The organism is Labrys sp. F242 (assembly GCF_057813875.1).
In genome coordinates this window covers 368,651-393,469 of record NZ_JBVASG010000002.1, presented here as the reverse complement: position 1 = coordinate 393,469, position 24,819 = coordinate 368,651, and the positions used below count along the sequence as shown (strand labels likewise).

Here is a 24,819-nt window from a genome sequence, read left to right as displayed (position 1 = left end):
CAGAGATCAGCGGCGGTCGCCGAGCAGGCGCAGCAGCATGATGAAGAGGTTGATGAAGTCGAGATAGAGCGTCAGCGCGCCATGGACGGCGAGCTTCTCGCCCTCGTCACGGCTGAAGCTGTGCGCGTTGTCCACATAGAGCGACTTCAGCATCTGGGTGTCGTAGGCAGTCAGGCCTGCGAAGATGCCGACGCCGGCGACACTGATCGCGAAGGTCAGCATGCCCGAGGGGAAGAACAGGTTGACCAGGCTGGCGAGCAGCAGGCCGATCAGGCCCATCATCAGGAAGGCGCCGAAGGCCGACAGATTACGCTTGGTGGTGTAGCCGTAGAGGCTTAGGGCACCGAAGCTGGCAGCCGAGATGAAGAAGACGCGGGCGATCGAGCCATGCGTGTAGACGAGGAAGATCGTCGACAGCGACAGACCCATCAGTGCCGAGAAGACATAGAACAGAACGCGCGTGGTCTGAACCGAGCGACCTTCCGTTCCCATGTTCATCCAGAACACCATGCCAAGGGGAGCGAACGCGACCACCCACTTGAAGGGGGAGTTGAACAGGAACATCCCGAACGAGTTCAGCTCGACGATCTTGCCCGCCTCGTTGACCACGATCCCCGAAGCCATGTAGGCGCCGAGCGCCACCAGGCCGGTGATGGCCACGCCGAGGGTCATGTGGTTGTAGACCGCGAGCATGAACGCGCGCAGGCCCTGATCGATCGCCGGTGCTCCGGCGCGGACGTCGGAGACGGTGCCGGCCGAGAAACGAGGATCATTGAAAGCCATGTGTCTCTCCAAAAGCGGCACTTGCCGCAGAAGCTACCATCTATGTAGTGCTTCCGATTGAAACAGTTAAGTGAATTGCTTGCAATGTTGCCGGCATGCAGCCCTGGGGCGATCGACCTTCGCTCCCTGAACTTCAGCCTCAACGCCTGCTTTTCCAAACACCTGCCGTTCCAGCCTAGAGGCTGCGCAGGTGCGAGGCCGGTTTCTGGCGCAGGATGCGCCAGGTGCCGGCCAGTCCGAACAGGATGGTCAGCGCCAGGGCCCCGAAAGCGGCGCCGAAGGCCGGTCCGGCCAGGAAGGTGAAGCTGAAATTCATCAGATAGGTGACGATCAGCCAAGCGCAAGCCGTGCCGGCAACCACGCCGAACAGGGCGGTGGCGAGGCCCAGCAGGCCATATTCGAGAATGAAGGCGAACAGGATGCGCCCGCGCGTGGCGCCGAGCACCTTGAGGATGACGGCATCGTAGAGCCGGCTGCTCTGCCCAGCGGCCAGAGCCCCGGCCAGCACCAGGATCGAGGCGACCAGGGCGATGGCGGCGGCGGCCCGGATCGCCATGGCGAGCTGGCCGGCGAGATCCGCGAAGCTCTGCAGCGCGTCCTTGATACGCACGGCCGTCACCATCGGGAAGGCGTCGGCGACTTGCTTGAGCAGGCCGAGTTCGACGGCATCACCCGCCCCATGGGGGAAGGTCAGGGTGGCGATGTCGGTCACCGGCGCGCCCTTGAAGGTGTTTGGCGAATAGACCAGCACGAAATTGATGCCGAAATTCTGCCATTCCAGCTTGCGCAGCGCCCCGACCTTGGCGGTGATGTTGCGGCCGAGCACATTGACGGTGATGGGATCCCCGACGCCGAGGCCGAGGCCGTGCGCGACCTCCTGCTCCAGGGAGACCAAGGGCGGACCGGTATAATCGGGACCCCACCATTGCCCCTCGACCACGCGTGAGCCTGGAGGCACCGCATCGGTGAAGGTGACGCCGCGATCGCCGCTCAGTACCCAGGCGATGTTCGGCGGCGGCTTGATCTTCTCCGCCGGCACGTCCTTCACGCTGACGATACGCCCGCGCAGCATGGGAACGCGCTCGCTGGTCGCCTGCGGAGCGGCCTGCTTGAGGAAGGCGTCGAAGCGGGGCGCATCGGTGCGGCGGATGTCGACGAAGAAGAAGCTCGGCGCCTTGTCTGGAATGGCGGCGGAGAGCTGGTGGCGGATATTGCCGTCGACCAGGGTCAGCGCCACCAGCAGGCACAGGCCCAGGCCGAGCGACAGCACCACGGAAGGCGTGGCTGCACCGGGGCGGTGGATGTTGGTGACAGCCAGGCGCAGCGGCGTGTTGTGCGGACGGGGCAGCCGGCGGGCCAAAGCCATCAGGAGGCTCGCCACCACGCGCAGCAGGATGAAGGCGCCGAGCGCGGAGCCGACATAGACCAGGGCGACCCTGCGGTCGGCAGCGAAGAATACGGCCAGGGCGATCAGGGCTGCGACGGCCAGCCCGGCCGGGATCAGCACAGTCGGCGCGGGCCAGCGTCGTGTCGGGGCGATGGCATCGCGGAACAGCGCTGATACGGAGATGTCCCTGGCCCGTCCCAGCGGCAGCAGCGAGAAGGCGAGGGCGGTGAGCAGGCCATAGAGGGCAGCGAGCGCCAGTCCCGCCGGGTTGAGCACCGGCGTGATCGGCAGTGGCAGATAGTCGGCAAAGCCATAGGCCAGGATGAAGGGCAGGGCGGCGCCGGCGGCAAGGCCAATGGCGATGCCGAGGGCGGCCAGGAGCAAGGTCTGGGTGAGATAGATGCCGGTGACCAGATTGGCGCCGGCCCCCAGCGTCTTCAGCGTGGCGATGCTGTCACGCTGGCGCTCGACGAAGGCCCGCACCGCGTTGGCGACGCCGACGCCGCCCACCAGCAGGGCCGTCAGCCCGACGAGGGTGATGAACATGGTGAAGCGCTCGATGCCGCGGCGGAGTTCCGGTGAGGCATCGTCACGGGTTCTCACCTCCCATCCGGCCTGGGGAAAGGCTTCATTGGCCTTCTGCCTGATGGCATCCGGCGAGACATTCGGCGGCAGGACCAGGCGATAGCGCCAGCGGATCAGCGATCCCGGCTGGATCAGGCCGCTTTCACGCAGGGCGTCCAGGGTGATCATCAGCCGCGGCCCGAAGGAAATGCCGCCGGCGATCTTGTCTGGCTCGCCGATGAGGCGATCGGCCAGGGTGACGCTCAGATTGCCGACGGTGACGCCGGCGCCCGGCTGCAGGCCGAGCCGGACGAACAAAGCGGCGTCCGCGGCCGCCTCGACCCGGCTGCCCTGGCCTCCGATGGTTGATGACAGCGCCTTGCCCTGGCCGAACTCGACCGCGCCGAGCAGGGGATAGGCCTGGTCGACCGCCTTGATCTCGACCAGGGCGGTTTGTCCGTCCGGCGTCCGCGCCATGGCCCGCGTACTCGCCGCGATCGAGAGGCGGCCCTGCTGACCGATGAAGGCGAGTTCCTCGGGACTGGCTTCGCGGCCCACCAGGGTGAACTCGATGTCTCCGCCATTGATCACCCGGCCCTGGCTGCGCAGCCCGTCCGACAGGGCGCTGGAGATGGCGTCGACCCCGGCGATCGCCATGACGCCGAGGGCGAGGCAGGCCAGGAAGATACCGAAACCGCGGATACCGGCGCGCAATTCGCGCAGGGCAAAGCGCAGGGGAAGGGGAAGCGAAGACAGGGACATCGGTGATGTTGAGCGGAAGGACAAGGCCGAATCAAGGCAAAGTGGGGGCGCGCTCCGTTTACCGCAAGCCGTGCGCACCGTGATATTGCGCGAGGTCGTGGCAGGCATGATATAGGCTTCATCATGACCATGACCGCGCCAGTCGCGCTGACGGAGCGCCAATGCACCCTGATCGCCAGGGCGCTGGCCGAGCCGCGCCGCTTTCAGATGCTCAAGGAAATCGCCGGGCAGGGCGGCTCGATGGCCTGCGCCTGCATGCTGCAGAAGCATGAGATCACGCCGGCGACCTTCTCCCATCACATGAAGGAACTCGAGAACGCCGGTCTCATCGAGATCGTGCGCGAGGGCAAATTCGCCACTCTCGTGCTCAAGCGCGAGATGCTGGATGCCTATCTGCGCGAGCTGGCCAGCCTTTAAGCCTGCGGACGCCTGCCCATCGATGACCGAAAGGGACCCGTGGCAATCGTCCAGCAGAATTTCGCATCCCCTCGCTCTTGTTTCACTTCGATGATTATCTAAATATCGAAACATCGTCATTCGAACCAAGAGACATTCAATGAGCAGATTGGCAGGTAAGGTGGCCGTGGTGACCGGTGCCTCGAAGGGTATCGGCGCGGGTATCGCAAAGAGCCTGGCGGCCGAGGGCGCCGCCGTCGTGGTGAACTATGCCTCGAGCCGGGACGGAGCCGAGAAGGTCGTCGCCGAGATCACCGCCAAGGGCGGCAAGGCGATCGCCGTCAAGGGCGACGTCTCCAAGGCGGAGGAGGTGAAGAAGATCTTCGCGGAGGCCAGGCAGGCCTATGGCCAGCTCGACGTGCTGGTGAACAATGCCGGTGTCTACGCTTTTGCACCGCTTGAAGAGGTGACGGAAGCCGAGTTCCATCGCCAGTTCAACACCAATGTGCTTGGGCTGCTGCTCGCCAGCCAGGAGGCCGAGAAGCATTTCGGCCCCGAAGGCGGCAGCATCATCAATATCGGCTCGGTTGCGACCGACGTCAATTTCCCGGCCACGTCGGTCTACACCGCCACCAAGGGGGCGGTGACCTCGATCACGCGGGTGTTGGCCAAGGAACTCGGCCCCAAGAAGATCAGGGTGAATTCGATCAACCCCGGCATGGTGGAGACGGAGGGCGTGCATGCCGCCGGCTTCATCGGCGGCGATCTGGAGAACCAGACCGTGGCCCAGACGCCGCTGGGACGCATCGGCCAGCCCGGCGACATCGCGCCTGTCGCGGTCTTCCTGGCCTCGGGCGAATCCGGCTGGCTGACCGGTGAGGTGCTGGCCGTCTCCGGCGGTGTCCGATAAGCATCGAGACAGGGAAGGGCGGAACGCCGGCTAGAGTGTTCCGCCCTCGATGCATCCAATTCCGTGATCGGGACCGGTGCTCTAGGGGGCGGTTCGCAATGCCCGGCTGAATCCGGCCACCACCCTTTCGATCAAGTCGACGTGGACAGCCTGTCGTGACCGGCCCCCGCCGTCCGAGCAGATCGGATCCCCCACATTCTCCGCCTCGGCGATCTGTGCCGCGCCCGGCTTGCAAAGCGCGAACATGCTGTAATGGCTGGCATCCGCGATCGTCGCATAGGTCGAGACGGGGATGGCTTTTGCGACCCTTGCGGCCTGTGCCGTCAGCGGAATGCTTTCGGCCCGGCCGAGATTGACGAGGGCAACCGGGATGTCGATGCTCGAAAAGCTTGCGAAGTCGAAGACATCGATAGGAGCCGGGTCGATCGCCATGGCAAAGCGGATGCGCCTGTCCCGACCATTCCGGCCAGCCGATTGCAGATCCAGGGCGTGAAGGTCGACGCCGCTTTGCCGGACCCAATCGCAGAGGGACGGATTCAGCCGATCGGTGTCGCAATAAGCAGCCAGGAGCTTGGGATCGATACGGGCGCCGGCCAGGGCCAGCGCCGTATTGCCGCCCATGGAGAGGCCGAGAACGCCGATGTCGCCGGCTTTCAAATGATCCTTGAAGAAAGGCTCCGCCTCCATCGCATCCAGGCTGTCGCTGATATCGGCGGGCCTGAGCCAGAGCTTCATCGTTTCCGCGGCGGATCTGTTCGCCCCGGTATTGCCGGGATGGGTGGGAGCCGCCACCACGAAGCCTTGCTCCGCCAAAGGGGCCGCAATCCAGCTCAGGGCTTGGGCATTGCCGGCCAGGCCGGCCCCATGGGAGAGCAGTATCAGCGGAAATTTCCCCGGCGCGATGGGGGCGTTGCGCCGTGCGGGCGTTCCCGTGAAGAACACGCCGTCACCGAGCACGACAGGCTCGCCGCCAGGCTGCGCAGGATACCATACCGTTACCTCGAGATCGGTGCCGCGCTCCCTGGAAGGAGCGGCAATCCGGCGGACCCCGGCACCGCCATCGGCGGCCGGCGCCTGCTGCGCCATCATCGTGGCGCAAAGGGCGACAGCCCAAACCATGATCCATGCCTTCATCGAAATTCTGGCCCCGTAGTCGCATGCCTGCAAATGCATCGAGATACGGCTAGGGGCATGTTTCGCCGCCAAGCGCGACCTCGATCGCGTTCAGCTACGCCCGGAATGCGTTTCAGGAAACGCGGCCGGGCCAACTTACTGGCGGGATTGCCTTGGTCGATGCGGCGCAGGGGACTGCCTTCTGCAGCGATGCGAGGGTCTTGCGGCGTGTGCTGACCACCGTCAGCGAGATCAAGAGCGCTTAGAGGATGAGACGTTTGAGAAAATGCGCGGCTATTGTCATATCCCGGCGCCGAGGCGCCCTCAATCCTCGCTGGTCAGCCGTCTCAGGCCGGCCTGGCTTTCGGCTATCGTCGGATCCTGGCTCAAGGCGGCCCTATAGTCGGCGATCGCCTCTTCGCGCCGGCCCAGGGCTTCGTAGATATGGGCGCGGGTGTCGAGAATGGCGGCGTCATTCGGTTCGGCCTTGAGAGCGGCATCGGCATCCGGCAGGCCTTCTTCGGCGCGCCCGAGCTCGAACAGGGACCAGGCCCTCAGATTCCGCACCGCGGCGTTGTCGCGCCCGCCCTTGATGGCGATATCGACATCGCGCAATGCGGCGACATAGTCGTCGCGCTGGGCGAGGATACTGGCACGCAGGAGAAGGGCATCCAAATTGCTTGGGTCAGCGGCGAGCGCCTGGTTGGCCCGATCCTGCAGATCGTCGAGGCGACGCGTTGTCAGCCCCTGGCGATCGGCACCGAATTGCCAGGCCAGCGAGGCTGTGTTGCCGAGCCCGAAGGTCAGAGACAGGAAAGCGAGGCTCGCCAGCGTAAAGGCAAGGCGACGAGGCTCCTGGAAGGGACCGATGCGCCGGGTGATGAGCATGGCCGCAGCCAGGCCGCCGAGAAAGCCGCCGAAATGGCCGGCATTGCTGATGCCGGGATTGAGCAGCCCATAGAGGAAATTGAGGGCCGCCCAGAAGGCGGCGTTGGTCATCAGGGCCCGGCCGAAGGCGTCGCCGCGTCGGGCGCCATAGAATAGGATGGCACCGAGCAGGCCGAACACGGCCCCGGAAGCACCGAGGGAAGAGGGTTCGCCCCACAGCACCGAGGCGGCTGCTCCGGCAATTCCACCGATGGCATAGATCACGAAGGCCTGCAGCCGCCCATAGCTCCGCTCCACCATCGGCATGACCTGCAGCAGCGAGAACAGGTTCAGCGCCAGATGGGGCAGGCTGGCATGCAGGTAGGGCGCGGTGAACAGTGTCCATAGTCGCCCCTGCATGAAGGGGACTTGGCCGCCGGTACCGAGCGTGTAGAGGATCTCCTGGGATGGCTGCCAGAGTATCCGCCCCAGATTTTCGGGCGAGCCCGCGAACCAGGCCGTCGCCAGCACCGCAACGAGATAGAGCCCGCCGCAGATCGCGCCCAAGAGATAGGCCAGGGGCATCGGCCCGAACAGGGCCCGATGCCAGAGGGATTGCTGTCCGGAGCTCACGCCGCCGCTCGGCGCGAGCCCGACGACCCGGTCTCCTCGAAGAGTTCGGCGAGCTTGTCGGTCATGACGCCGCCGAGCTCCTCGGCGTCGACGATGGTAACGGCGCGCTTGTAGTAGCGCGTGACGTCATGGCCGATGCCGATGGCGATCAGCTCCACCGGCGAGCGGGTCTCGATATCCTCGATCACCCAGCGCAAATGGCGCTCCAGATAGTTGCCGGTGTTGACCGACAAGGTGGAATCGTCGACCGGGGCGCCGTCTGAGATCACCATCAGGATGCGCCGGCTTTCGAAGCGCCCGAGCAGGCGCTGATGGGCCCAGGCGAGCGCCTCACCGTCGATGTTCTCCTTGAGCAGGCCCTCGCGCATCATCAGGCCGAGATTCTTGCGGGCGCGGCGCCAGGGCGCATCGGCCGATTTGTAGACGATGTGCCGGAGATCGTTGAGACGGCCCGGGGAGGCCGGCTTGCCTGCTTGCAGCCAGCTCTCGCGGGACTGCCCGCCCTTCCAGGCCCTGGTGGTGAAGCCGAGAATCTCCACGCGCACGCCGCAGCGCTCCAGCGTGCGCGCAAGGATGTCGGCACAGGTCGCCGCCACCGTGATCGGGCGTCCGCGCATCGAGCCAGAATTGTCGATCAGCAGCGAGACCACCGTGTCGCGGAAATCGGTGTCGCGCTCGTGCATGAAGGAGAGGGCGGAGGTCGGATCGATGATGACGCGCGACAGTCGCGCCGGGTCGAGCATGCCTTCCTCGAGATCGAAATCCCAGGAGCGATTCTGCTGGGCCATCAGGCGGCGCTGCAGCCGGTTGGCCAGGCGTGCCACCACGCCCGACAGGCTGGAAAGCTGCTTGTCGAGATAGGCGCGCAGGCGATCGAGCTCCTCGGGGTCGCACAGATCGGGCGCCTCGACGATCTCGTCGAAACGGGTGGTGAAGGCGCGATAGTCGCTGGCCCGCCGCTCGTTGTCGCGATGCTCGGGCGGCCGCCAGGGCTGGGCAGCCTCTTCGGCGTCGCCGGTCTCGGTGTCGTCGGGCATGTCGGAGGAGGGCGACTCCGCATCCTGCGTCTCGCCGTCCTGGGAATCCTCGTCCTCGGTCTCGGTTTCCTCGAGCTTCATGGAGTCGGAATCGTCCTGGACCTCGCCCTGGTTCTCCTGGTTCTCGCCCTCCTGCTCGCTCTCGGCGTCATTGTCGCGATCGTCGGAGTCATCCGTGTCGGCCTGCGCCTCTTCGGACAGGCCCATATGGGTCAGGAGGTCGTTCATGGCGCGGGCGAAGGCGCGCTGGTTCTCGATCACGCTGTCGAGGCGCGCCAGATCCTTGCCGGCCTTTTCCTCGATGAGCGGGCGCCACAGATCCACCAGCTTGCGGGCCGGCTCCGGCGGAGCGAGGCCGGTCAGCTTCTCGCGCACCATCAAAGCGAGGGCATCCTCGACCGGAGCCTCCTCGCGGGCGCGGATGTCCTCATATTTGCCGCCGCGGAAATAGCGGTCCTCCAGCATGGCGGTGAGGTTGTTGGCCACGCCCGTCATGCGGCGCGAGCCGATCGCCTCGCAACGGGCCTGCTCGACCGCATCGAACACGCTGCGCGCCTGCTCGTTCTGGGGAGCATGCCGGCGATGGACGGCCGGATCGTGACAGGCGAGCCGCAGGGCCATCGCATCGGCCTGGCCGCGCACGATCGCCGCGACATGGGCGTCGAGCTTGCGCGGCGGCTCGGCAAGGCGCGCCTTGTCCGCCATCAGCATCGGCTTTTCCGAAGCGAAGGTCACTTCGAGATCCGGCTTGCGGGCGATGGCGCGCAGGGCCCCGGCCACCGAACGCTTGAAGGCGTCGTTGGGAACATCCTTGGGCTTTTCGCCGGGCTTGCGGTTTGTCGTCATGATCCCTGTCGATCCTGGGAGCGCGGGCGTCGGCGCTGTTGGTGTGCCGGTCTTCAGACCGGCATTTCTTGCCCGCGCCGCTGCAATGCCGGTCCAGCTCCATCACTTGATGGGGCTGGGCAGACCGGCACACCCGATGTTACGTCAGCGCGACGTTCACCGAGCTCTCGGCCAGCTCCGCGCCGAAAGCGCGCTGGTAGAACTCGGCTACGAGGCTGCGTTCGAGCTCGTCGCACTTGTTGAGGAAGGTGACCCGGAAGGCAAAGCCGATATCGTGGAAGATATTGGCGTTCTCGGCCCAGGTCAGCACCGTACGCGGCGACATCACGGTGGAGAGGTCTCCATTCATGAAGGCATTGCGGGTGAGATCGGCCACGCGCACCATCTTGTTGACGATGTCGCGGCCGTTCGGGCTCTTCTGGTAGTGCTTGGCCTTGGCCAGCACGATGTCGACTTCCTTGTCATGCGGCAGATAGTTCAGCGTGGTGACGATCGACCAGCGGTCCATCTGGCCCTGGTTGATCTGCTGGGTGCCGTGATAGAGACCGGACGTGTCGCCGAGGCCCACCGTATTGGTGGTGGCGAACAGGCGGAAGGCCGGATGAGGGCGAATCACGCGCTTCTGGTCGAGCAAAGTGAGCTTGCCGGAGATTTCCAGCACGCGCTGGATCACGAACATCACGTCGGGGCGGCCGGCATCATATTCGTCGAACACTAGGGCGATGTTGTTCTGCAGGGCCCAGGGCAACATGCCGTCGCGGAATTCGGTGACCTGCTTGCCGTCTTTGAGAACGATGGCGTCCTTGCCGACGAGGTCGATACGCGAGACGTGGCTGTCGAGGTTGATGCGAACGCAAGGCCAATTGAGCCGGGCGGCGACCTGCTCGATATGGGTCGACTTGCCGGTGCCGTGATAGCCCGTCACCATCACGCGGCGATTATGGGCAAAGCCCGCCAGAATCGCCAGGGTCGTCGGCTTGTCGAAAAGATAATCGGTATCGAGGTCCGGAACGTGGTCGGAGGACTGGGAATAGGCCGGTACTTCGAGATCCGTGTCGAAACCAAACAGCTTTTTGGCCGAAACCATGATGTCCGGCAGATTGGCCGGTGTCGTTGCGTCAGTCATTATGCCTTCCTTGGCTGGCGCCAGGACGGCGCAGCCGACAATCAGTTCCAGCGGGCCGGCGGTACTGGCCCCACCGAATTTCCCAGTCTCGCCAGGCGGGCATGGAAAATTCCGCGTCGTCTCCATAGCGTTTTGTGATTTGGTGGAATCACCAAGAATCGCAAAGACGCGTCGAACCAAAGAGCTAGAGCAAAAAGGCGTTTCCGTCTAAACGCGCTTTGCTCGAGGTCGGGCGGGGATCCCCGGGATTGGAACGCGCTCCAAACCTGGAAGCCTCGCCGGTGGTGCGGGCGCTCAGCAGAGCCCAGCGCTACGCAGCGTATTATAGGCCTGGATGATCCCGCGCAATTTATCTTCGCTGGATCGGTCCCCGCCATTGGCATCGGGATGGAGGCGTTTGACCAATGTTTTGTAGCGTGCCTTGATCTCGGGGCCGCTGGCCGTTTCCGGCAGATCGAGCGCCTCGAGGGCCTTGCGTTCCAGCAATTTCAGGCGTCGCCTTTCCGGTTCCGGCGCACTCTGCGTGCGTCCGAAGCCGTGCTCGCCCTCGAAGAAGCCGAAGCCGTCATGGATCTCCGGGCCAGGTTGCGGCCCTTCGCCGCGCTTCTTGGCCCAGGGATTGACGCCCATCGTCCAGGTCGGGCGATGGCCTGTGGCGGCATCGCGCTGATAGGCGCTCACCGAGTCGTCCGGCAGGCCTGCGAAATAATTGTAGGTCTTGTTGTATTCGCGAACGTGCCCCAGGCAGAAATGCCAGAACTGGCCTTCGCGGTTGCGCCCCTTGGGCGCGCGAAATTCACCGGCGTTTCGGCAGCCGGCATGTTCGCATAGCTGTACGCTCGCCGGCTGGACCTCTTCGGCCCTTGGGCGCACCCGGATGCGATCAAACAAGGGCGAGTCCAGATCCATAATGACACACTATGCGAGGGTGAACACAAATGGGCAAGCATGAGCTTGGACGCAAGAGCGTTTTGTAATTTGAGTGAAGCATGTCAAATCGCAAGGACGCTCCAGTCGATCCAAAGGACTGGCTTGGAACCAAACAGTGAGAGCAAACAAGCGTTCATACCTGAACGCGCTTTGCTCTGGGGTTAATTGAGGCGGAATGCCGCTGCAGATTTTGAAATATGGGGTCTGCCGACCCGAAAAAGAAAGAGGCCGCCGAATGGCGGCCCAAGTCTTAGGGAGGAAACGCCCAAGGAGGGCAGTGGGGGAGCGCAAACGCGCATCCACCACGTCCGTAGAGTGATCCTGATGCGTTCATTTCGCAAGTGCGAAATGAACGAAATTTTGAAAACCGGCCCAAAACCGGGCCGGTGTTGTAAAAATGCGACGTTTGACGTGGTCGGTTGGCCTTTTTCAGCGGCTGGCGGAGGTTTGCAGCAGCTTCTGTGCTGCAACGCCGAAAGCGATCCCGAGCGTTGCCCATAGCACGGCATGGATGCCGAGCGAGGCAACGCGGAACTTCCATAGCACCGTGGCCGAGAAATCCGCCGGGATGTCGTTGACGGCCGGCAGAATCTGCATGGCGACCACCATCACCACCAGATAGGCGGCAGCCCCCACCAAGTTGGCGTTCCAGCGGCCGAGGCTGGCGGCGAGCCGGTTCGCCGTGCCCAGGGCGGCCGCCATCGTCAGCAGGGAGAGCAGGATCATGCCGAAATAAAAGGCGGTCCGCAGGCCGATCGTGTCGGGATTGCCAACGGCCGGCGGCGTCGCCGGATATTTGATCTGCGGTACCAGCATGATGGCGGCAAAACCGACGAGCGCGATCACCCCTGCTGTCGCGCGCGGGCTGAGCGTGCCGATCCGTCCCTGCGCGAAGGCGAAGACCAAAGCGAAGATGCCGCCGAGGGCTGCGCCATAGACGACCATGCCGGTCATGAGGCCGTAGCTGGACTGCACCGGCCGGCTGACCGGGTCTTCCTCATGTTCATGTGCTGCGGCCGGCTGGGAGGTTGCCGGCGTTGCGGATGGCGCCGGTGCGGCGGCGACCGCGTGGCTTTCCTCATAGGCGATAGCGGCATCGACCTGTGGTTCACCGAAGACCCAGGCGAAGCCAGACGCCAACAGTCCGGCCAGGATGCCGATCAGCATCCCCCGGATCAAAAGCGATCTAACCATGTCGTTTGCCTATGCGCCCTAGTGGCAGGGGAAGCCGAGCAGATGGCGAGCGTCGTGCACGAATTCGTGGATGTAGACGCCGGGAATCAGCGAGGTCGCGCCTTGCTCGGCGCCGACGAAATAAATGGCGAGTACGGCCAGGAGCACGGTGAAGAGCGCCCAGGGCAAGATCTCGCGGACCGGGATGGCGATCGGCTGCTGGGCGACGGGTGCCAGAGTTGCGGTGGTCATGAAAAGCTCCTTGGGATTACGCGTCCCGCTACGAGTCATGCTGCCTTGGAAGAGGTCTGACTTCCGGACGGCGCCCAAGCGCCGCCGTTCACAGTGGCGCGACCGTGCCGGATTCACACCGGCTTCCCACCCTTGGCAAAGCCCTTCCATAAGAGCCCAAGTCACGAACATGTCAATATTCCGGAAGCGACTTAGAGCATAAGTTGCGCGACTTTTTGGACGATACCATGCGTTGAAACAAAAACTTAGGGAGCATGATCCGATTGGTTCGGTCGAATCATGCACTCTAAGTCTTGGGAACTGCCGTCATGACACCACGCCTGATCCTGCTATGCCATGGGGCTACGCCTGCGGTGCGCGCAGCGGGTTTTCCCCTCGATGAGGCGCTCGATGCAAGAGGGCTGGCTGCGGCGCGGAAGCTGGAAGGGCATTTCGGCAGGCCGGCCCGCATCCTGAGCAGCCCGGCGCTCAGGGCTCGCCAGACCGCGCAGGCCCTCGGCCATGATCCTGAGGTCGATGAAGCCCTGCGCGAATGCGATCATGGCCGCTGGGCAGGGCTTGCCCTGGACGCGGTAGCGGCCGCCGAACCCGAGGCGCTCCGGGCATGGCTGACCGATCCGGATGCCTGCCCGCATGGCGGAGAGAGTGTTGCAACCCTGATTGCGCGGGTCGGCGCCTGGCTCGATGGCAGGCGGTTCGAGGGGTATACGCTCGCCGTTACCCACGCTTCGGTGCTGCGCGCCGCGGTCGTTCACGCCCTCGGGGCCGAGGCTCGTTCCTTCTGGCGTATCGATGCCGCCCCATTGGCGACAGCCGATCTCAGGCCATCCGGCCGGGGCTGGTCGCTGCGGTTGAAGGCATAGAGGCGTTGAGCAGGGCCCTCCAACGGAGTTCCTCTCTTTTTTCGTCATTGGCATGTCGCCGGGCCTTTTGTAGACACGCGTCTGACGGATTGGTCGTCCAAACAGGATTGATGTCATGCGCGTTGCAATGATCGGTACGGGTTATGTCGGCCTGGTGACGGGGGCCTGCCTCGCCGATTTCGGCCATGTCGTCACCTGCGTCGACAAGGATCCAGCCAAGATCGAGGGCCTGCTGGCCGGCCGCATGCCGATCTACGAGCCGGGCCTCGAGGATCTGGTGGCCCGCAATGTGCGTGAGAAGCGCCTGTCCTTCACCACCGAGCTTGCGCCCGCCGTCCGCGATGCCGCCGTGGTGTTCCTGGCCGTCGGCACACCCTCGCGCCGCGGCGACGGGCATGCGGATCTATCCTATGTCTATGGCGCGGTGCGGGAGATCGCGGCGGCGGTCGAAGGCTTCACCGTGGTGGTTACCAAGTCGACCGTACCGGTCGGCACCGGCGACGAAGTCGAGAGGCTGATCCGCGAAGTCCGTCAGGACGCCGATGTAAGCGTGGTGTCAAACCCTGAATTCCTGCGCGAGGGCGCGGCGATCGAGGATTTCAAGCGTCCGGACCGCATCGTGGTCGGCACGGAGGAAGAGCGGGCCAAGGAGGCGATGGCCGAGGTCTATCGCCCGCTCCATCTCAATCAGGGGCCGTTGCTGTTTACGGACCGACGCACCTCCGAACTGATCAAATATGCCGCCAACGCCTTCCTGGCGACCAAGGTCACCTTCATCAACGAAATCGCCGATCTGTGCGAGAAGGCCGGCGCCAATGTGCAGGAAGTGGCGCGCGGCATCGGCCTCGACAACCGCATCGGCTCCAAATTCCTGCATGCGGGTCCGGGGTTCGGTGGCTCGTGCTTTCCCAAGGATACGCTGGCGCTGCTGCGCACCGGCCAGGAACATGGCGTGCCCTTGCGCATCGTCGAAGCGGTGGTTGGCGTCAACGATGCCCGCAAGGCGGCGATGGCACGCCGCGTCATCGCGGCCCTCGACGGCAACATCGCCGGCAAGACGGTGGCCCTGCTCGGCCTCGCCTTCAAGCCGAACACCGACGACATGCGCGACAGCCCCTCGGTCCCGATCGTGCTCGCCCTGCAGGACAAGGGCGCCCGGGTGCGCGCCTACGATCCCCAGGCGATGGAGGAGGCGCACAAGACCCTCAGCGATGTCGATTATCGCTCCAGCGCTTATGATTGCCTCGACGGGGCCGATGTTGCCGTGATCGTCACCGAATGGGACGAGTTTCGGGCGCTTGACCTCGAACGGGTCAAAAGCCTGCTCACGCGGCCGGTGATCGTCGACCTGCGCAACATCTACCGGCTCGACGACATGAAGCGGCACGGCTTTCGCTATGAGAGCATCGGGCGCGAGGGGACGACACCCTGACCTTTTTGCGGGCGAGCTTGGCTCAGGCCCGGTGCGGCTCCCAGGACAGGGTTAAACCCCGCCCGTTTCGGGAAGGGATTGATGCGCCTGGCTTGTAAATGGCCGGAATGTGGGTCCGCCGGCGTCAGGTACCGGCGCGAGAAGCGGCGGGCCTGTTGCGGATTTGCATCAAGTCCCAACTCACGGTTGCAGGGCGGCGATCTTGATTGGATCAAAGCGGTGAGAATTATCATACTATAAGGCCCACACGGCGATTCTGCCCCGATTCCGGCCGGCCGAGCGCTGAACAGGATCTCCGAACCTGCCCTGATGGGTGCAGGCTGGGAAATCCTGCAGGATTTTCAGACGCCAGCTCCAGTGCCCGCGACAAGGCCATTAGCCATGTGGGCGGTTTGGCTGAGGCGCTTGCTTGCGAGGATGTTCATGTCGAGGTTGCGTCGCAAAATAGGTCGGCTGGCCGCCGGCGTACTGGCTTTGGCGGCCCTCGAGGGGGTGGGCACCGCGCTCGCCCAGCAAATGCCGGCCATGCCGGTGACGGTGGCCAATCCGGTCAGTCGCAAGATCACAGAATCGGTCGAGTTCACCGGTCGTTTCCAGGCCTGGCCGCAGGTGAACATCACCTCGCGTGTCACCGGCTATCTCGACAAGTCGAGCTTCGTGGAAGGGTCCCTCGTCAAGGAGGGCGACGTGTTGTTCTCGATCGATCCGCGCCCGTTCCAGGCCGCGGTCGACCAGGCGGCCGCCCAGGTGAAGATCACGCAGACCAGGATCGACCTGACCAAGGCCAATCTGGCGCGCGCCGAGGCGTTGAGGAAGACCGGCAACGTTACCGATGCCACCTACCAGGCCAACCTCCAGGCCTATCAGGAAGCGGCGGCCTCGATCGATTCGGCCAACGCGGCACTGGCAACGGCCAAGCTCGACCTCAACTATGCCACCATCGCCGCACCGATCTCGGGCAGGATCGCCCGTCAGCTGGTATCGCGCGGCAATCTGGTGGTAGCCAACTCGACCTCGCCCCTGGTGTCGATCGTCGCTGTCGACCCGATCTATTTCTACTTCGACTTCGACGAGGCGAGCTACCTTGCCTATCAGCGGGCCTCCAAGCACAAGATGGATGCTGGTGGCACCGAGCCCGCGCTGACGGCCGAGATCGGTCTGTCGGACGAGAAGACCTTCTCCCACAAGGGTACGCTCGACTATCTCGCACCGCAGGTCGACGCCCAGACCGGCACCGTCACGGCGCGTGCCAAGATCGCCAATGCCGACGGCTTCCTCACCTCCGGCCTGTTCGGGCGCGTTCGCATCACCATCGGCGAGCCCTATGAGGCGCTGGTCGTGCCCGATGTGGCGGTGGGCCAGTCGGCACAAGGGCGCTATGTCATCGTTGTCGGCACCGACAAGATCGCCAATATCCGCCCGGTAGAACTGGGCCCGAAATTCGGCAGCTTCCGCGTGATCAAGTCGGGCCTCAAGCCCGAGGACCAGGTGCTGATCAATGGCCAGATGCGAGCCCGCCCGGGCGGCGAGGTCGTGCCGCAACCCACCAAGCTGGACGTGCCTGAGACGCTCGTTCCCGACGCGAACTGATCGGGAGCGCAGCTCATGAAATTCGGCCATTTCTTCGTCGACCGCCCGATCTTTGCCGCCGTCGTTTCGATCGTCACGGTGGTGATCGGGCTCGTCTCCTATGTCGGACTGCCGATCGCGCAGTTCCCGCAGATCGCCCCACCGACCGTGGTGATCAACGCCACCTATCCCGGCGCCAATGCCCAGACCATCGCCGAAACGGTGGCCGCACCCCTGGAGCAGTCGATCAACGGCGTGGAGGGGATGATCTACCAGACATCCCAGGCCACCAACGACGGCTCGCTGCAGATCACAGTCACCTTCGCTACCGGCACCGATCTCGACATCGCCCAGGTGCAGGTGCAGAACCGTGTCTCCTCTGCCGAGCCGCGCCTCCCGGCCGAGGTGCGGGCGCTGGGCATCACGGTCAACAAGTCCTCCTCAGACTTCCTGCTGATCGTCACGCTCTATTCGCCGGATAATTCGCTCAGCGACTATGGCATCTCCGATTATGCCATCCTCAACGTCAACGACATCCTCGCCCGCGTCGACGGCGTCGGCTCGACCTTCGCCTTCGGCCTGCGCGAGCCGTCGCTGCGCGTCTGGCTCGATCCGAACCGCCTGGCCAGTTTCGACCTGACCGCCGGCGATGTCGTGCAGGCCCTGCGCGAGCAGAACGTCCAGGTCTCGGGGGGCACGCTCGGCGCCCAGCCTTCGCCCAACAACACCACCAGCGAGATCACGGTCACCACCCTGGGCCGCTTCCAGGACGCCGAGCAATTCCGGAACGTGATCATCAAATCGACGCCGGACGGCCGCCTGCTGAAGCTGAGGGATGTCGCCCGCGTCGAGGTTGGCGCCAAGCAATACAGTTCCAACCTCTATCTCGACGGCCAGTCCACCGTCGGCATCGCCGTGCTGCAGCGGCCTGGCTCCAACGCGCTGGCCACCGCCGATCGCGTCAAGGCTAAGATGGACGATCTCGCCAAGGCGTTTCCGCCGGGACTGAAATATTCCATCGTCTACAACCCCACCGAATTCGTCTCGGCCTCCATCGAGGCCGTCTACGAGACTTTCTTTGAGGCGATTGTGCTGGTGGTGATCGTCGTCTTCGTCTTCCTGCAGTCCTGGCGGGCGGCGATCATCCCGATCATCGCCATTCCCGTCTCGATCATCGGCACCTTTGCGGTGATGGCGGGGCTCGGCTTCTCGCTCAACATGCTCACTCTGTTCGGGCTGATCCTGGCGGTGGGCATCGTGGTCGACGACGCCATCGTGGTGGTGGAGAATGTCGAGCGCAACATTCATGATGGCATGACGCCCAATCGGGCTGCCCATGTCACCATGGACGAGGTCGGCCGCGCCGTGATCGCCATCGCCCTGGTGCTGTGTGCGGTGTTCGTGCCCACGGCCTTCATTCCTGGCATCTCTGGTCTGTTCTATCAGCAGTTCGCGGTGACCATCGCGGCGGCCACGGTGATCTCGGCCTTCAACTCACTGACCCTGTCGCCTGCGCTCGCCGCCCTCCTGCTCAAGCCGCACGATGCCGATCACAAGAGCCGGTTCTTCCTGCTGCGCTGGCTGCGGGGAGCGGGAGATGCCTTCAACCGTGGCTTCGACAGGCTGTCGCGTGGCTATGGCGGCACGGTGGGCTTTGCCGCCCGCCATAAGCTGGTATTCCTTCTCATCTATGGCGGCCTGCTCTTTGCCACCTGGCACGTCTATACCCGGGTGCCGACCGGCTTCGTGCCGGACTCGGACCAGGGCTATGCCATCGTGGTGGTGCAATTGCCTGACGGCGCCTCGCTGGAGCGCACCGACGCGGTGGTGCGCAAGGCCCAGCAGATTGCGGCGGGCAGCCCGGGCGTCGCCCATGTCATCGGCGTGGCCGGCTTTTCGGGCGCGACCTTCACCGCCGCCTCCAATGCCGCCACCATCTTCGTGCCGTTCAAGCCGTTCGACGAACGCCTGAAGGAAGGCTTGTCGGCGCAGGCCATCGTGGGCGAATTGCAAAAGCGCGTCTTCGCCATCGAGGAGGGCTTCGTCTTCGTGATTCCGCCGCCCACCATCCAGGGCCTCGGCACCGGCGCCGGCTTCAAGATGCAGGTACAGGATCGCGGCGGCGTCGGGCCGGAAGCCTTGATGCAGGCCGCCAATGCCCTGATCGGCAAGGCCAACCAGACGCCGGGCCTCACGCAGGTCTACACCACGCTGTCCAACAACGGGCCGCAGCTCTTCGTCAATGTCGACCGCGTCAAGGCGCGCATGCTCAACGTGCCGATCGGCAACATCTTCGAGGCCATGCAGGTCTATGTCGGTTCGGCCTATGTCAACGATTTCACGCGGCTGGGCCGGGCCTTCCAGGTGAATGCCCAAGCCGAAGGGCGTGACCGCCTCAACAAGGAAGACCTCGCCCGCCTGAAGGTGCGCAGCACCACCGGCGCCCTGGTGCCGCTGGGTTCGCTGATCTCCTTCGAGGAACGCACCGGCCCTGATACGGTGATGCGCCACAATCTTTACCCGGCCATCTATATCAGCGGCTCGGGCATGCCCGGCGTATCCTCCACCACGGCGCTCGACCTGATGGAAAAAGCAGCCGCCGAGGTACTACCGCCAGGGGTCGGCTATGAGTGGACCGAGATCGCTTTCCAGGAGCGCTCGGTGGGCAACACGATCTATTTCGTGTTCGGCATCGCCGTGCTGTTCGTCTTCCTGTTCCTGGCTGCCCAATATGAAAGCTGGTCGCTGCCGCTCGCCATCATCCTGATCGTGCCGCTTTCCATCCTGGCGGCGCTGCTCGGCGGCATGGCTCGCGGTTTGCCTCTGTTCGGCGGCTGGTGGTTCAAGGTGATGGACAACAACATCATGACGCAGATTTCCTTCGTCATGCTGATCGGCCTCGCCGCCAAGAACGCCATCCTGATCGTGGAGTTCGCGCGCCAGCGCGAAGACCATGGCGATACGCCCTGGCAGGCGGTGGTCGAGGCCTGCCGGCTGCGCCTGCGGCCGATCCTGATGACCTCCTTCGCCTTCATCCTCGGCGCCGTGCCGCTGATGATCGCCACCGGTCCGGGCTCGGAACTGCGCCAGGCCATCGGCACGGCGGTCGTCTTCGGCATGAGTGGAGTGACCTTCCTCGGCCTCTTCCTCACGCCGGTGTTCTACGTCACCATTCGCCTGATCGTGCGCATGCTCTTCCGTGAGAAGCCCAAGCCCTCGACAGTGATTCCGGCGACGATGAACGAGCCGGAAGGCAGTTGAGGCCTGCTCCGATCCAATGGCTCCGGCATTGGCGGGCCGACATGTCGGCCCGTCGCGTGGCAGAACAAAGCTGTCAAATCGCTTTTGAGGTAATATGGTAGTAAGAGTTGGTCGATCGAAGGGGCTTTTCTCTCCGTTTGATTGACTCGCCACACGATGTTGCCCATTCTCAGCCTCGCAGTGCGGTTTCGCGGCATGACGCGGCTCGCCCTGACGATACTCAGATGTACGTGGGCCTCGGCAGCTTTGTCGGCCTGGGGCAGTTCATCCGGCCTGGGTCTCGATGACGGGAAGATTGGCGCCAGCGTCATCTTGACGTGTGGTTGCGTATGGCATTTTGCGCATGATCCCCGGCATCGAGACTTCGTAACGCTGCGCTTCGCGAGAGGCGCCGAGGTCGTGGTGAACTGGATGGATGACAAGCCCTTCATAGCCCTTCGCCTGGTCGGTATTCCCCATCTCACGGTGACGGGGGAGGGGGTGTTTCCCGCCAAGGGCTATGTGCTTGTCGCCATGCTGCTGCTGGCCAGCAACCTGCGCATGAGCCGCCAGGCTGTCGCCGCCCTGCTTTGGGACGATGCACCCGAGGAAAAGGCGCTTACCAACCTGCGTCAGCTTCTCGTCCGTATCCATCGGATGTGGCCCTATGCCGATCCGCTGGTGGAAACCAGCGGCCCCCATCTCGCGGCCGGGCCGGGCGCGGACCGTAGCGATCTTGCCGCGATCCTGCGGCTGTCGAAATCGGGTGTGCTGGCCGAGAAGATGCAGGCCGTCCTGCTCGCCAAGGGCGATTTTCTCGATAGCATCGATTCGGGCGGTCCCGAACTTTCCCAATGGTTCCGCAGCGAGCGTGAACGCTTCCGTCGCGTCGTGTTGGCTTTGGCCACCGAAGTCCTGGTGGAGATGACGCGCTATGGTCGCGCGCCCGATCGAGAAATCGACCTGATCGGCGAGGTCATGCTCGCGCTCGAGCCGGAGCGGGAGGAGAGCTATCGCGTCCTGATCGAAGCCTATGGCCGGAACGGCAATATTCCGGCGGTGAATCGGGTTCATGCCGCCTTGACCGACATGCTTCACCGCGAATTCGGGGCGGAGCCCCGGCCCCAGACCGTCGCCACTTTGCGTCGTATCCTCGCCAGTGCGCCGCAGCCGCGGGTGCAGGTGGTCGGTGAGGCGCGCAATGCGCCCGACGAGCGTCTGGTCTTGGCGAGCACGGCTGCACCTCGCCTCCCGGGCTTGCCGCGCGTGGCGCTGTTTCCGCCGCGCCCGATACCGGGCCGCATGCTGGATCCCCTGCATAGGGCCCTGATCGAGGACGTCGCCAACGATCTGTCGCGTCACCGTACCTTCGCCGTGTTGGCGCCGCACAGCAGCTTCCGTGTCGCGGACGCGGGCGATGCAGGGCGTTGGGCCGCCTTGCGCAGCGCCTATCTGATTACCGGCTTCATGGTGCCGGGCAGCGAGCGCATGGCGCTCCGGCTGACGCGCCAGCCGGACGAGGAGATCGTCTGGGCTGCCGAATATCTGGTTTCGCCCGAGCGGCTGGCGCTTTCCTTCCGGCTGATCACCCGGCAGATCGCCGCCACCCTTGCCAACGAGATCGAACGCGACCAGCTCGATCGCTCCCGCGCCGATCCCAAGCCGGCTGCCTATTGCCATTATCTCGAAGGCCAGGCCCGGCTGCACAGTTTCGATCTCGCCCGGCTGCGCCGCGCGCGTGCCGAGTTCAAGCTGGCGACCGAGGAGGACGGGGATTTCGCGCCCTCGCGTGCCCGCATCGCCCAGACCTTGCAGCTCGAATGGCTGATGCTGGGTGGGACAGATCCATCCCTGCTCAACCAGGCCCGCGCGGAAGCCAATCTGGCGATGACGATCGATCCCGGCCACGGCACCGGGCACTGGATGTCGGCCGTGGTGGCGCTCTACCAGCATGATTTCGACTATACCGCCGAGAAATTCATGGAGGCGGAGGCGCTCAATCCGCATTCAGCCGATCTCCTGGTTCATCATGCCGATGCGCTTTCCCACCTTGGCGAGCCGGAACTGGGTTGGGAACGCTTCCAGCGGTCCCTGGAGCTCAATCCTTTCCCGCCGGACTATTACTGGTGGTTCGGCGCAACCATCGCCATCCGCCGCCGCCGCTTCGAGGAGGCGATCGAGCTGTGCGCCCGGATGGAGAATGATGAATCGGCCATGCGGGTGCTGGCGATGTGCCATGGCTTCGTCGGTGACTCCGTGATGGCCCGCCACTATGGGCGGCGTGTCATGGATACTTATCCGGGCATGTCCGCCCTGGACCTCGCCAGGCTGGCGCCGGATCGCCGCCAGGAGGATATTGAGTTCTGCGCTCAGGGCCTGCGCCTCGCCGGGCTTTCCTGAGGAACGAACTGGCCGACGGCTTGGATTCAAGAAGAGATCAGCGGGGCTGACGCGCGCGCGAAGTTTCGGACCGTCACCTTCCTTAAATGTATTGTCATCGCATGAAGCTCGATATTTTCCTGTTTCGAGCTTTGTTCGATTATTTTATTTTTAGATGTGATTTGAGTTTGACTTTTGATTTTTGAGATTAGTCACATAATTGAGGAGATTCGTATGATGGAGGCGGTCCGTCGTCATTTTCCAAATGAACTTCCTGATCGAATGCGATGTGATATTTATGATGCCGTTTCTCTGTGACTCGGACGTGAAGTCTGACACGGAAATAAGTTGAGCTTGTTGACTTCGATGTGTTTGACGAACAAGTAGTATATACAACGCATATGTCGGGCATGGCCCGAAGGTTCTCATCCCGAGCCATGAGATCTGTGATGGGAACGGCGGGGATCTGGCAAGTGGTGGCGGCATGCACAGGATGCCGGGCCGGACTCCCGGGGCGAGGATAGTCGAATGGACTCTGAGGACGACATTGTTCTTCATCTGGTGGGCGTGCCGCATGTGGCCAAACCGATGGAGGGCGTGTTTCCGGGCAAGGGCTATGTTCTCATCGCCATATTGTTGCTCGGCGGCAGTCGGCGGATGAGCCGGCAGACGATTGCCGCGCTGCTGTGGGACGATGCACCCGAGGAAAAGGCCCTCACCAATCTCCGGCAATTGCTGGCCCGCATCAACAGGTTCTGGCCGCTGGACGAGCCGCTGATCGAAGTGGAAGGCTCCAATCTGATGGCCGGGCCTGGTGTCAGGTACTGCGACCTCGCCCAGATCATGGCACGCCGCAAATCTCAGGTCCTGGCCGAGCGCGTCGCCGTCGTCCGGCTGGTAAGGGGAGACCTGCTCGATACGCTCGATAGTGGCGGTCCCGACCTGTCGCAATGGTTCCGGAGCGAGCGCGAACGCTTTCGCCGCCAAGTCCTGGCACTGGCTGGCGACGTGCTCATGGAGATGACACAGTTCGCCCGCGCCAAGAAGAGCGACATCGACGAGATCGGTGAGCGCATGCTGGTGCTGGAGCCGGAGCGGGAGGAAAGTTTCCGCGCGCTGATGGAAGCCTATGGGCGGATCGGGGATGTCGAGGAGGCCAGCCGTGTCTTCGACGATCTGAAAAAGACGTTGCGCAAGGAACTGGGCACCGAACCCAGACCGGAAACGGTGGCCACGATGCGGCGTATCCTGGCAAACGCGCCTCGTCCCCGGCTGCAGTTCATTGCTGAACCCGAGGTGTTGGGGACGATCGGCCAGATCGCGCCGACGCCACCGGCGTTGCGCAATCTACTGGGCCTGCCGCGTGTTTCCCTGTTTCCGCCGCAGCCGCGGCCGGGCGAAGTCCTGCATCCCCTCTATCGCATGCTGATCGAGGACATCGCCAATGATCTGTCTCGTCACGCCACCTTTGCGGTGACCGCGCCTCACAGCAGTTTCGGTGTAGCCGATACCGGGGACCGTGAAAGGCTGGCCGCCCTGCGCTCGGGCTATCTCGTCACCGGCTTTCTGGTGCCCGGGAGCCAGAAGATGGCCCTGCGGCTGACCCGCAATCCCGGCGACGAGATCATCTGGGCGGCGGAATATCAGGTGGGACTGGAGGACTTGGTCGTCGCCTTCCGCATGATTTCGCATCGGATCGCGAAGACACTGGCGAGTGAAATCGAGCGGGACCAACTGGATCGCCTGCGGGCGGATCCCAAGCCGCTTGCCTATCGGCACTATCTCGAAGGGCATCTCCTGTTCAAGAATTGCGACCTGCCGGGTCTGCGGCGCGCGCGAGTGGAGTTTCAGAAGGCGGCGGCCGCAGATATGGATTTCGCTGCCGCACGGGGCGCGGTCTCCAATGCGCTGCAGCTGGAGTGGCTAATGCTGGGAGCGAACGATCCTTCACTCTTGATGCAGGCCCGTCGCGAAGCCGAAGCGGCAATCAGCATCGATGCAGGCAACAGCGTCGGTCATTGGATGTCGGCGGTGATTGCGCTGCACCAGCGCGACTATGACAAGGCGGCGGAGCAATTCCTGGAGGCTGAAACACTCAATCCGAATTCGGCCGACCTGTTGGAATCGCATGGTGATACCCTGGCGCATCTGGGTGATCCGGATGCGGGCTGGCAGAGGTTTCAGCGCGCAATCGAGCTCAACCCGTTCCCGCCCGACCGCTATTGGTGGGGCGGAGCCACGATCGCTTATTTTCGCGAGGACTTCGATGGAGCGATCGACATGTGCGGCAAAATGGAGAACGATCAGTCCGTCTTGAGGATACTTGCAATATGTCATGGTAATCTCGGCAATAAGGCAATCGCCAGGAGCTATGGAGCGCGTTTGAAGGACATGTATCCTGGGATAGTCGCATCAGATGTTGTAAATCTTACACCAGACAAGAAAGGAAACATGAAAGATATCATTGTTCGTGGACTTAGAGTGGCTGGAATAACCTAGTTTGCAAGATGCTTCTTCTTAATTTTAGAATAAGATAAATTGAAAACTATAACCTTGT

General features: G+C 63.7%; 17 protein-coding genes and 1 riboswitch. Of the genes, 8 read left to right on the top strand and 9 right to left on the bottom strand.

Going from position 1 to position 24,819, the window contains the following annotated elements; translation table 11 throughout:
- Positions 1-6: 6 nt before the first annotated feature.
- Both ACZYTC_RS17310 and ACZYTC_RS17305 read right to left on the bottom strand, forming a co-directional pair.
- Positions 7-783 carry a Bax inhibitor-1/YccA family protein gene (locus ACZYTC_RS17310; protein WP_441772944.1) on the bottom strand — a complete coding sequence of 259 codons (777 nt, stop codon included), beginning with the start codon at positions 781-783 and terminating at the stop codon, positions 7-9.
- Between the two features lie 175 nt (positions 784-958).
- Positions 959-3,496: an ABC transporter permease gene (locus ACZYTC_RS17305; protein ID WP_441772943.1), complete on the bottom strand. Its 2,538-nt coding sequence runs from the start codon at positions 3,494-3,496 to the stop codon at positions 959-961.
- 123 nt (positions 3,497-3,619) lie between these two features.
- On the opposite strand from ACZYTC_RS17305, the gene ACZYTC_RS17300 reads away from it, so the two are divergent.
- Positions 3,620-3,913: an ArsR/SmtB family transcription factor gene (locus ACZYTC_RS17300; protein ID WP_434959257.1), complete on the top strand. Its 294-nt coding sequence runs from the start codon at positions 3,620-3,622 to the stop codon at positions 3,911-3,913.
- Positions 3,914-4,052: 139 nt separating this feature from the next.
- The gene (locus ACZYTC_RS17295) at positions 4,053-4,802 is read left to right on the top strand and encodes an SDR family NAD(P)-dependent oxidoreductase (protein ID WP_434959258.1); all 750 of its coding nucleotides are present in this window, start codon (positions 4,053-4,055) and stop codon (positions 4,800-4,802) included.
- 81 nt (positions 4,803-4,883) lie between these two features.
- On the opposite strand, the gene ACZYTC_RS17290 is transcribed toward ACZYTC_RS17295, so the two are convergent.
- The 7 genes from ACZYTC_RS17290 to ACZYTC_RS17260 all read right to left on the bottom strand — a co-directional run bounded on the left by ACZYTC_RS17290 (position 4,884) and on the right by ACZYTC_RS17260 (position 12,779).
- Positions 4,884-5,936 (bottom strand): alpha/beta hydrolase family protein, encoded by a 1,053-nt coding sequence (locus ACZYTC_RS17290; protein ID WP_488990170.1) that lies wholly within the window; start codon positions 5,934-5,936, stop codon positions 4,884-4,886.
- Positions 5,937-6,239: 303 nt separating this feature from the next.
- On the bottom strand, positions 6,240-7,415 hold the full coding sequence (locus ACZYTC_RS17285) for a rhomboid family intramembrane serine protease (protein ID WP_488990169.1): 1,176 nt from the start codon (positions 7,413-7,415) through the stop codon (positions 6,240-6,242).
- Positions 7,412-9,301 (bottom strand): cobaltochelatase subunit CobT, encoded by a 1,890-nt coding sequence (cobT, locus tag ACZYTC_RS17280; RefSeq protein WP_434959754.1) that lies wholly within the window; start codon positions 9,299-9,301, stop codon positions 7,412-7,414. Before cobT ends, ACZYTC_RS17285 begins: the two co-directional genes overlap by 4 nt.
- Before the next feature lie 136 nt (positions 9,302-9,437).
- Positions 9,438-10,424, bottom strand: coding sequence for a cobaltochelatase subunit CobS (gene cobS / locus ACZYTC_RS17275; protein ID WP_149252575.1), 987 nt, complete (start codon positions 10,422-10,424; stop codon positions 9,438-9,440).
- 294 nt (positions 10,425-10,718) lie between these two features.
- Positions 10,719-11,315, bottom strand: a complete 597-nt coding sequence (locus tag ACZYTC_RS17270) for a J domain-containing protein (protein WP_434959261.1) — start codon at positions 11,313-11,315, stop codon at positions 10,719-10,721.
- A 468-nt stretch (positions 11,316-11,783) separates the two neighbouring features.
- A complete protein-coding gene (locus tag ACZYTC_RS17265) occupies positions 11,784-12,548 on the bottom strand; it encodes a CbtA family protein (protein ID WP_441772941.1) in 765 nt (254 codons plus the stop codon).
- Positions 12,549-12,566: 18 nt separating this feature from the next.
- On the bottom strand, positions 12,567-12,779 hold the full coding sequence (locus ACZYTC_RS17260; protein ID WP_068284091.1) for a CbtB domain-containing protein: 213 nt from the start codon (positions 12,777-12,779) through the stop codon (positions 12,567-12,569).
- Positions 12,780-12,809: 30 nt separating this feature from the next.
- Positions 12,810-12,955: riboswitch (cobalamin riboswitch) on the bottom strand.
- A gap of 132 nt (positions 12,956-13,087) precedes the next feature.
- Here ACZYTC_RS17260 and ACZYTC_RS17255 point away from each other — a divergent pair.
- The 6 genes from ACZYTC_RS17255 (at position 13,088) to ACZYTC_RS17230 (ending at position 24,761) form a co-directional block, all read left to right on the top strand.
- The gene (locus tag ACZYTC_RS17255) at positions 13,088-13,642 is read left to right on the top strand and encodes a histidine phosphatase family protein (protein ID WP_441772940.1); all 555 of its coding nucleotides are present in this window, start codon (positions 13,088-13,090) and stop codon (positions 13,640-13,642) included.
- A 115-nt stretch (positions 13,643-13,757) separates the two neighbouring features.
- Entirely contained in the window at positions 13,758-15,074 is a 1,317-nt protein-coding gene (locus ACZYTC_RS17250) for a UDP-glucose dehydrogenase family protein (RefSeq protein ID WP_434959264.1), read from the top strand.
- A 423-nt stretch (positions 15,075-15,497) separates the two neighbouring features.
- On the top strand, positions 15,498-16,664 hold the full coding sequence (locus ACZYTC_RS17245) for an efflux RND transporter periplasmic adaptor subunit (protein ID WP_488990168.1): 1,167 nt from the start codon (positions 15,498-15,500) through the stop codon (positions 16,662-16,664).
- A 15-nt stretch (positions 16,665-16,679) separates the two neighbouring features.
- Positions 16,680-19,904, top strand: coding sequence for an efflux RND transporter permease subunit (locus ACZYTC_RS17240; RefSeq protein ID WP_441772938.1), 3,225 nt, complete (start codon positions 16,680-16,682; stop codon positions 19,902-19,904).
- Positions 19,905-20,315: 411 nt separating this feature from the next.
- Positions 20,316-22,283, top strand: coding sequence for a BTAD domain-containing putative transcriptional regulator (locus tag ACZYTC_RS17235; RefSeq protein WP_434959267.1), 1,968 nt, complete (start codon positions 20,316-20,318; stop codon positions 22,281-22,283).
- A 612-nt stretch (positions 22,284-22,895) separates the two neighbouring features.
- Entirely contained in the window at positions 22,896-24,761 is a 1,866-nt protein-coding gene (locus tag ACZYTC_RS17230) for a BTAD domain-containing putative transcriptional regulator (protein ID WP_488990167.1), read from the top strand.
- Positions 24,762-24,819 lie beyond the last annotated feature (58 nt).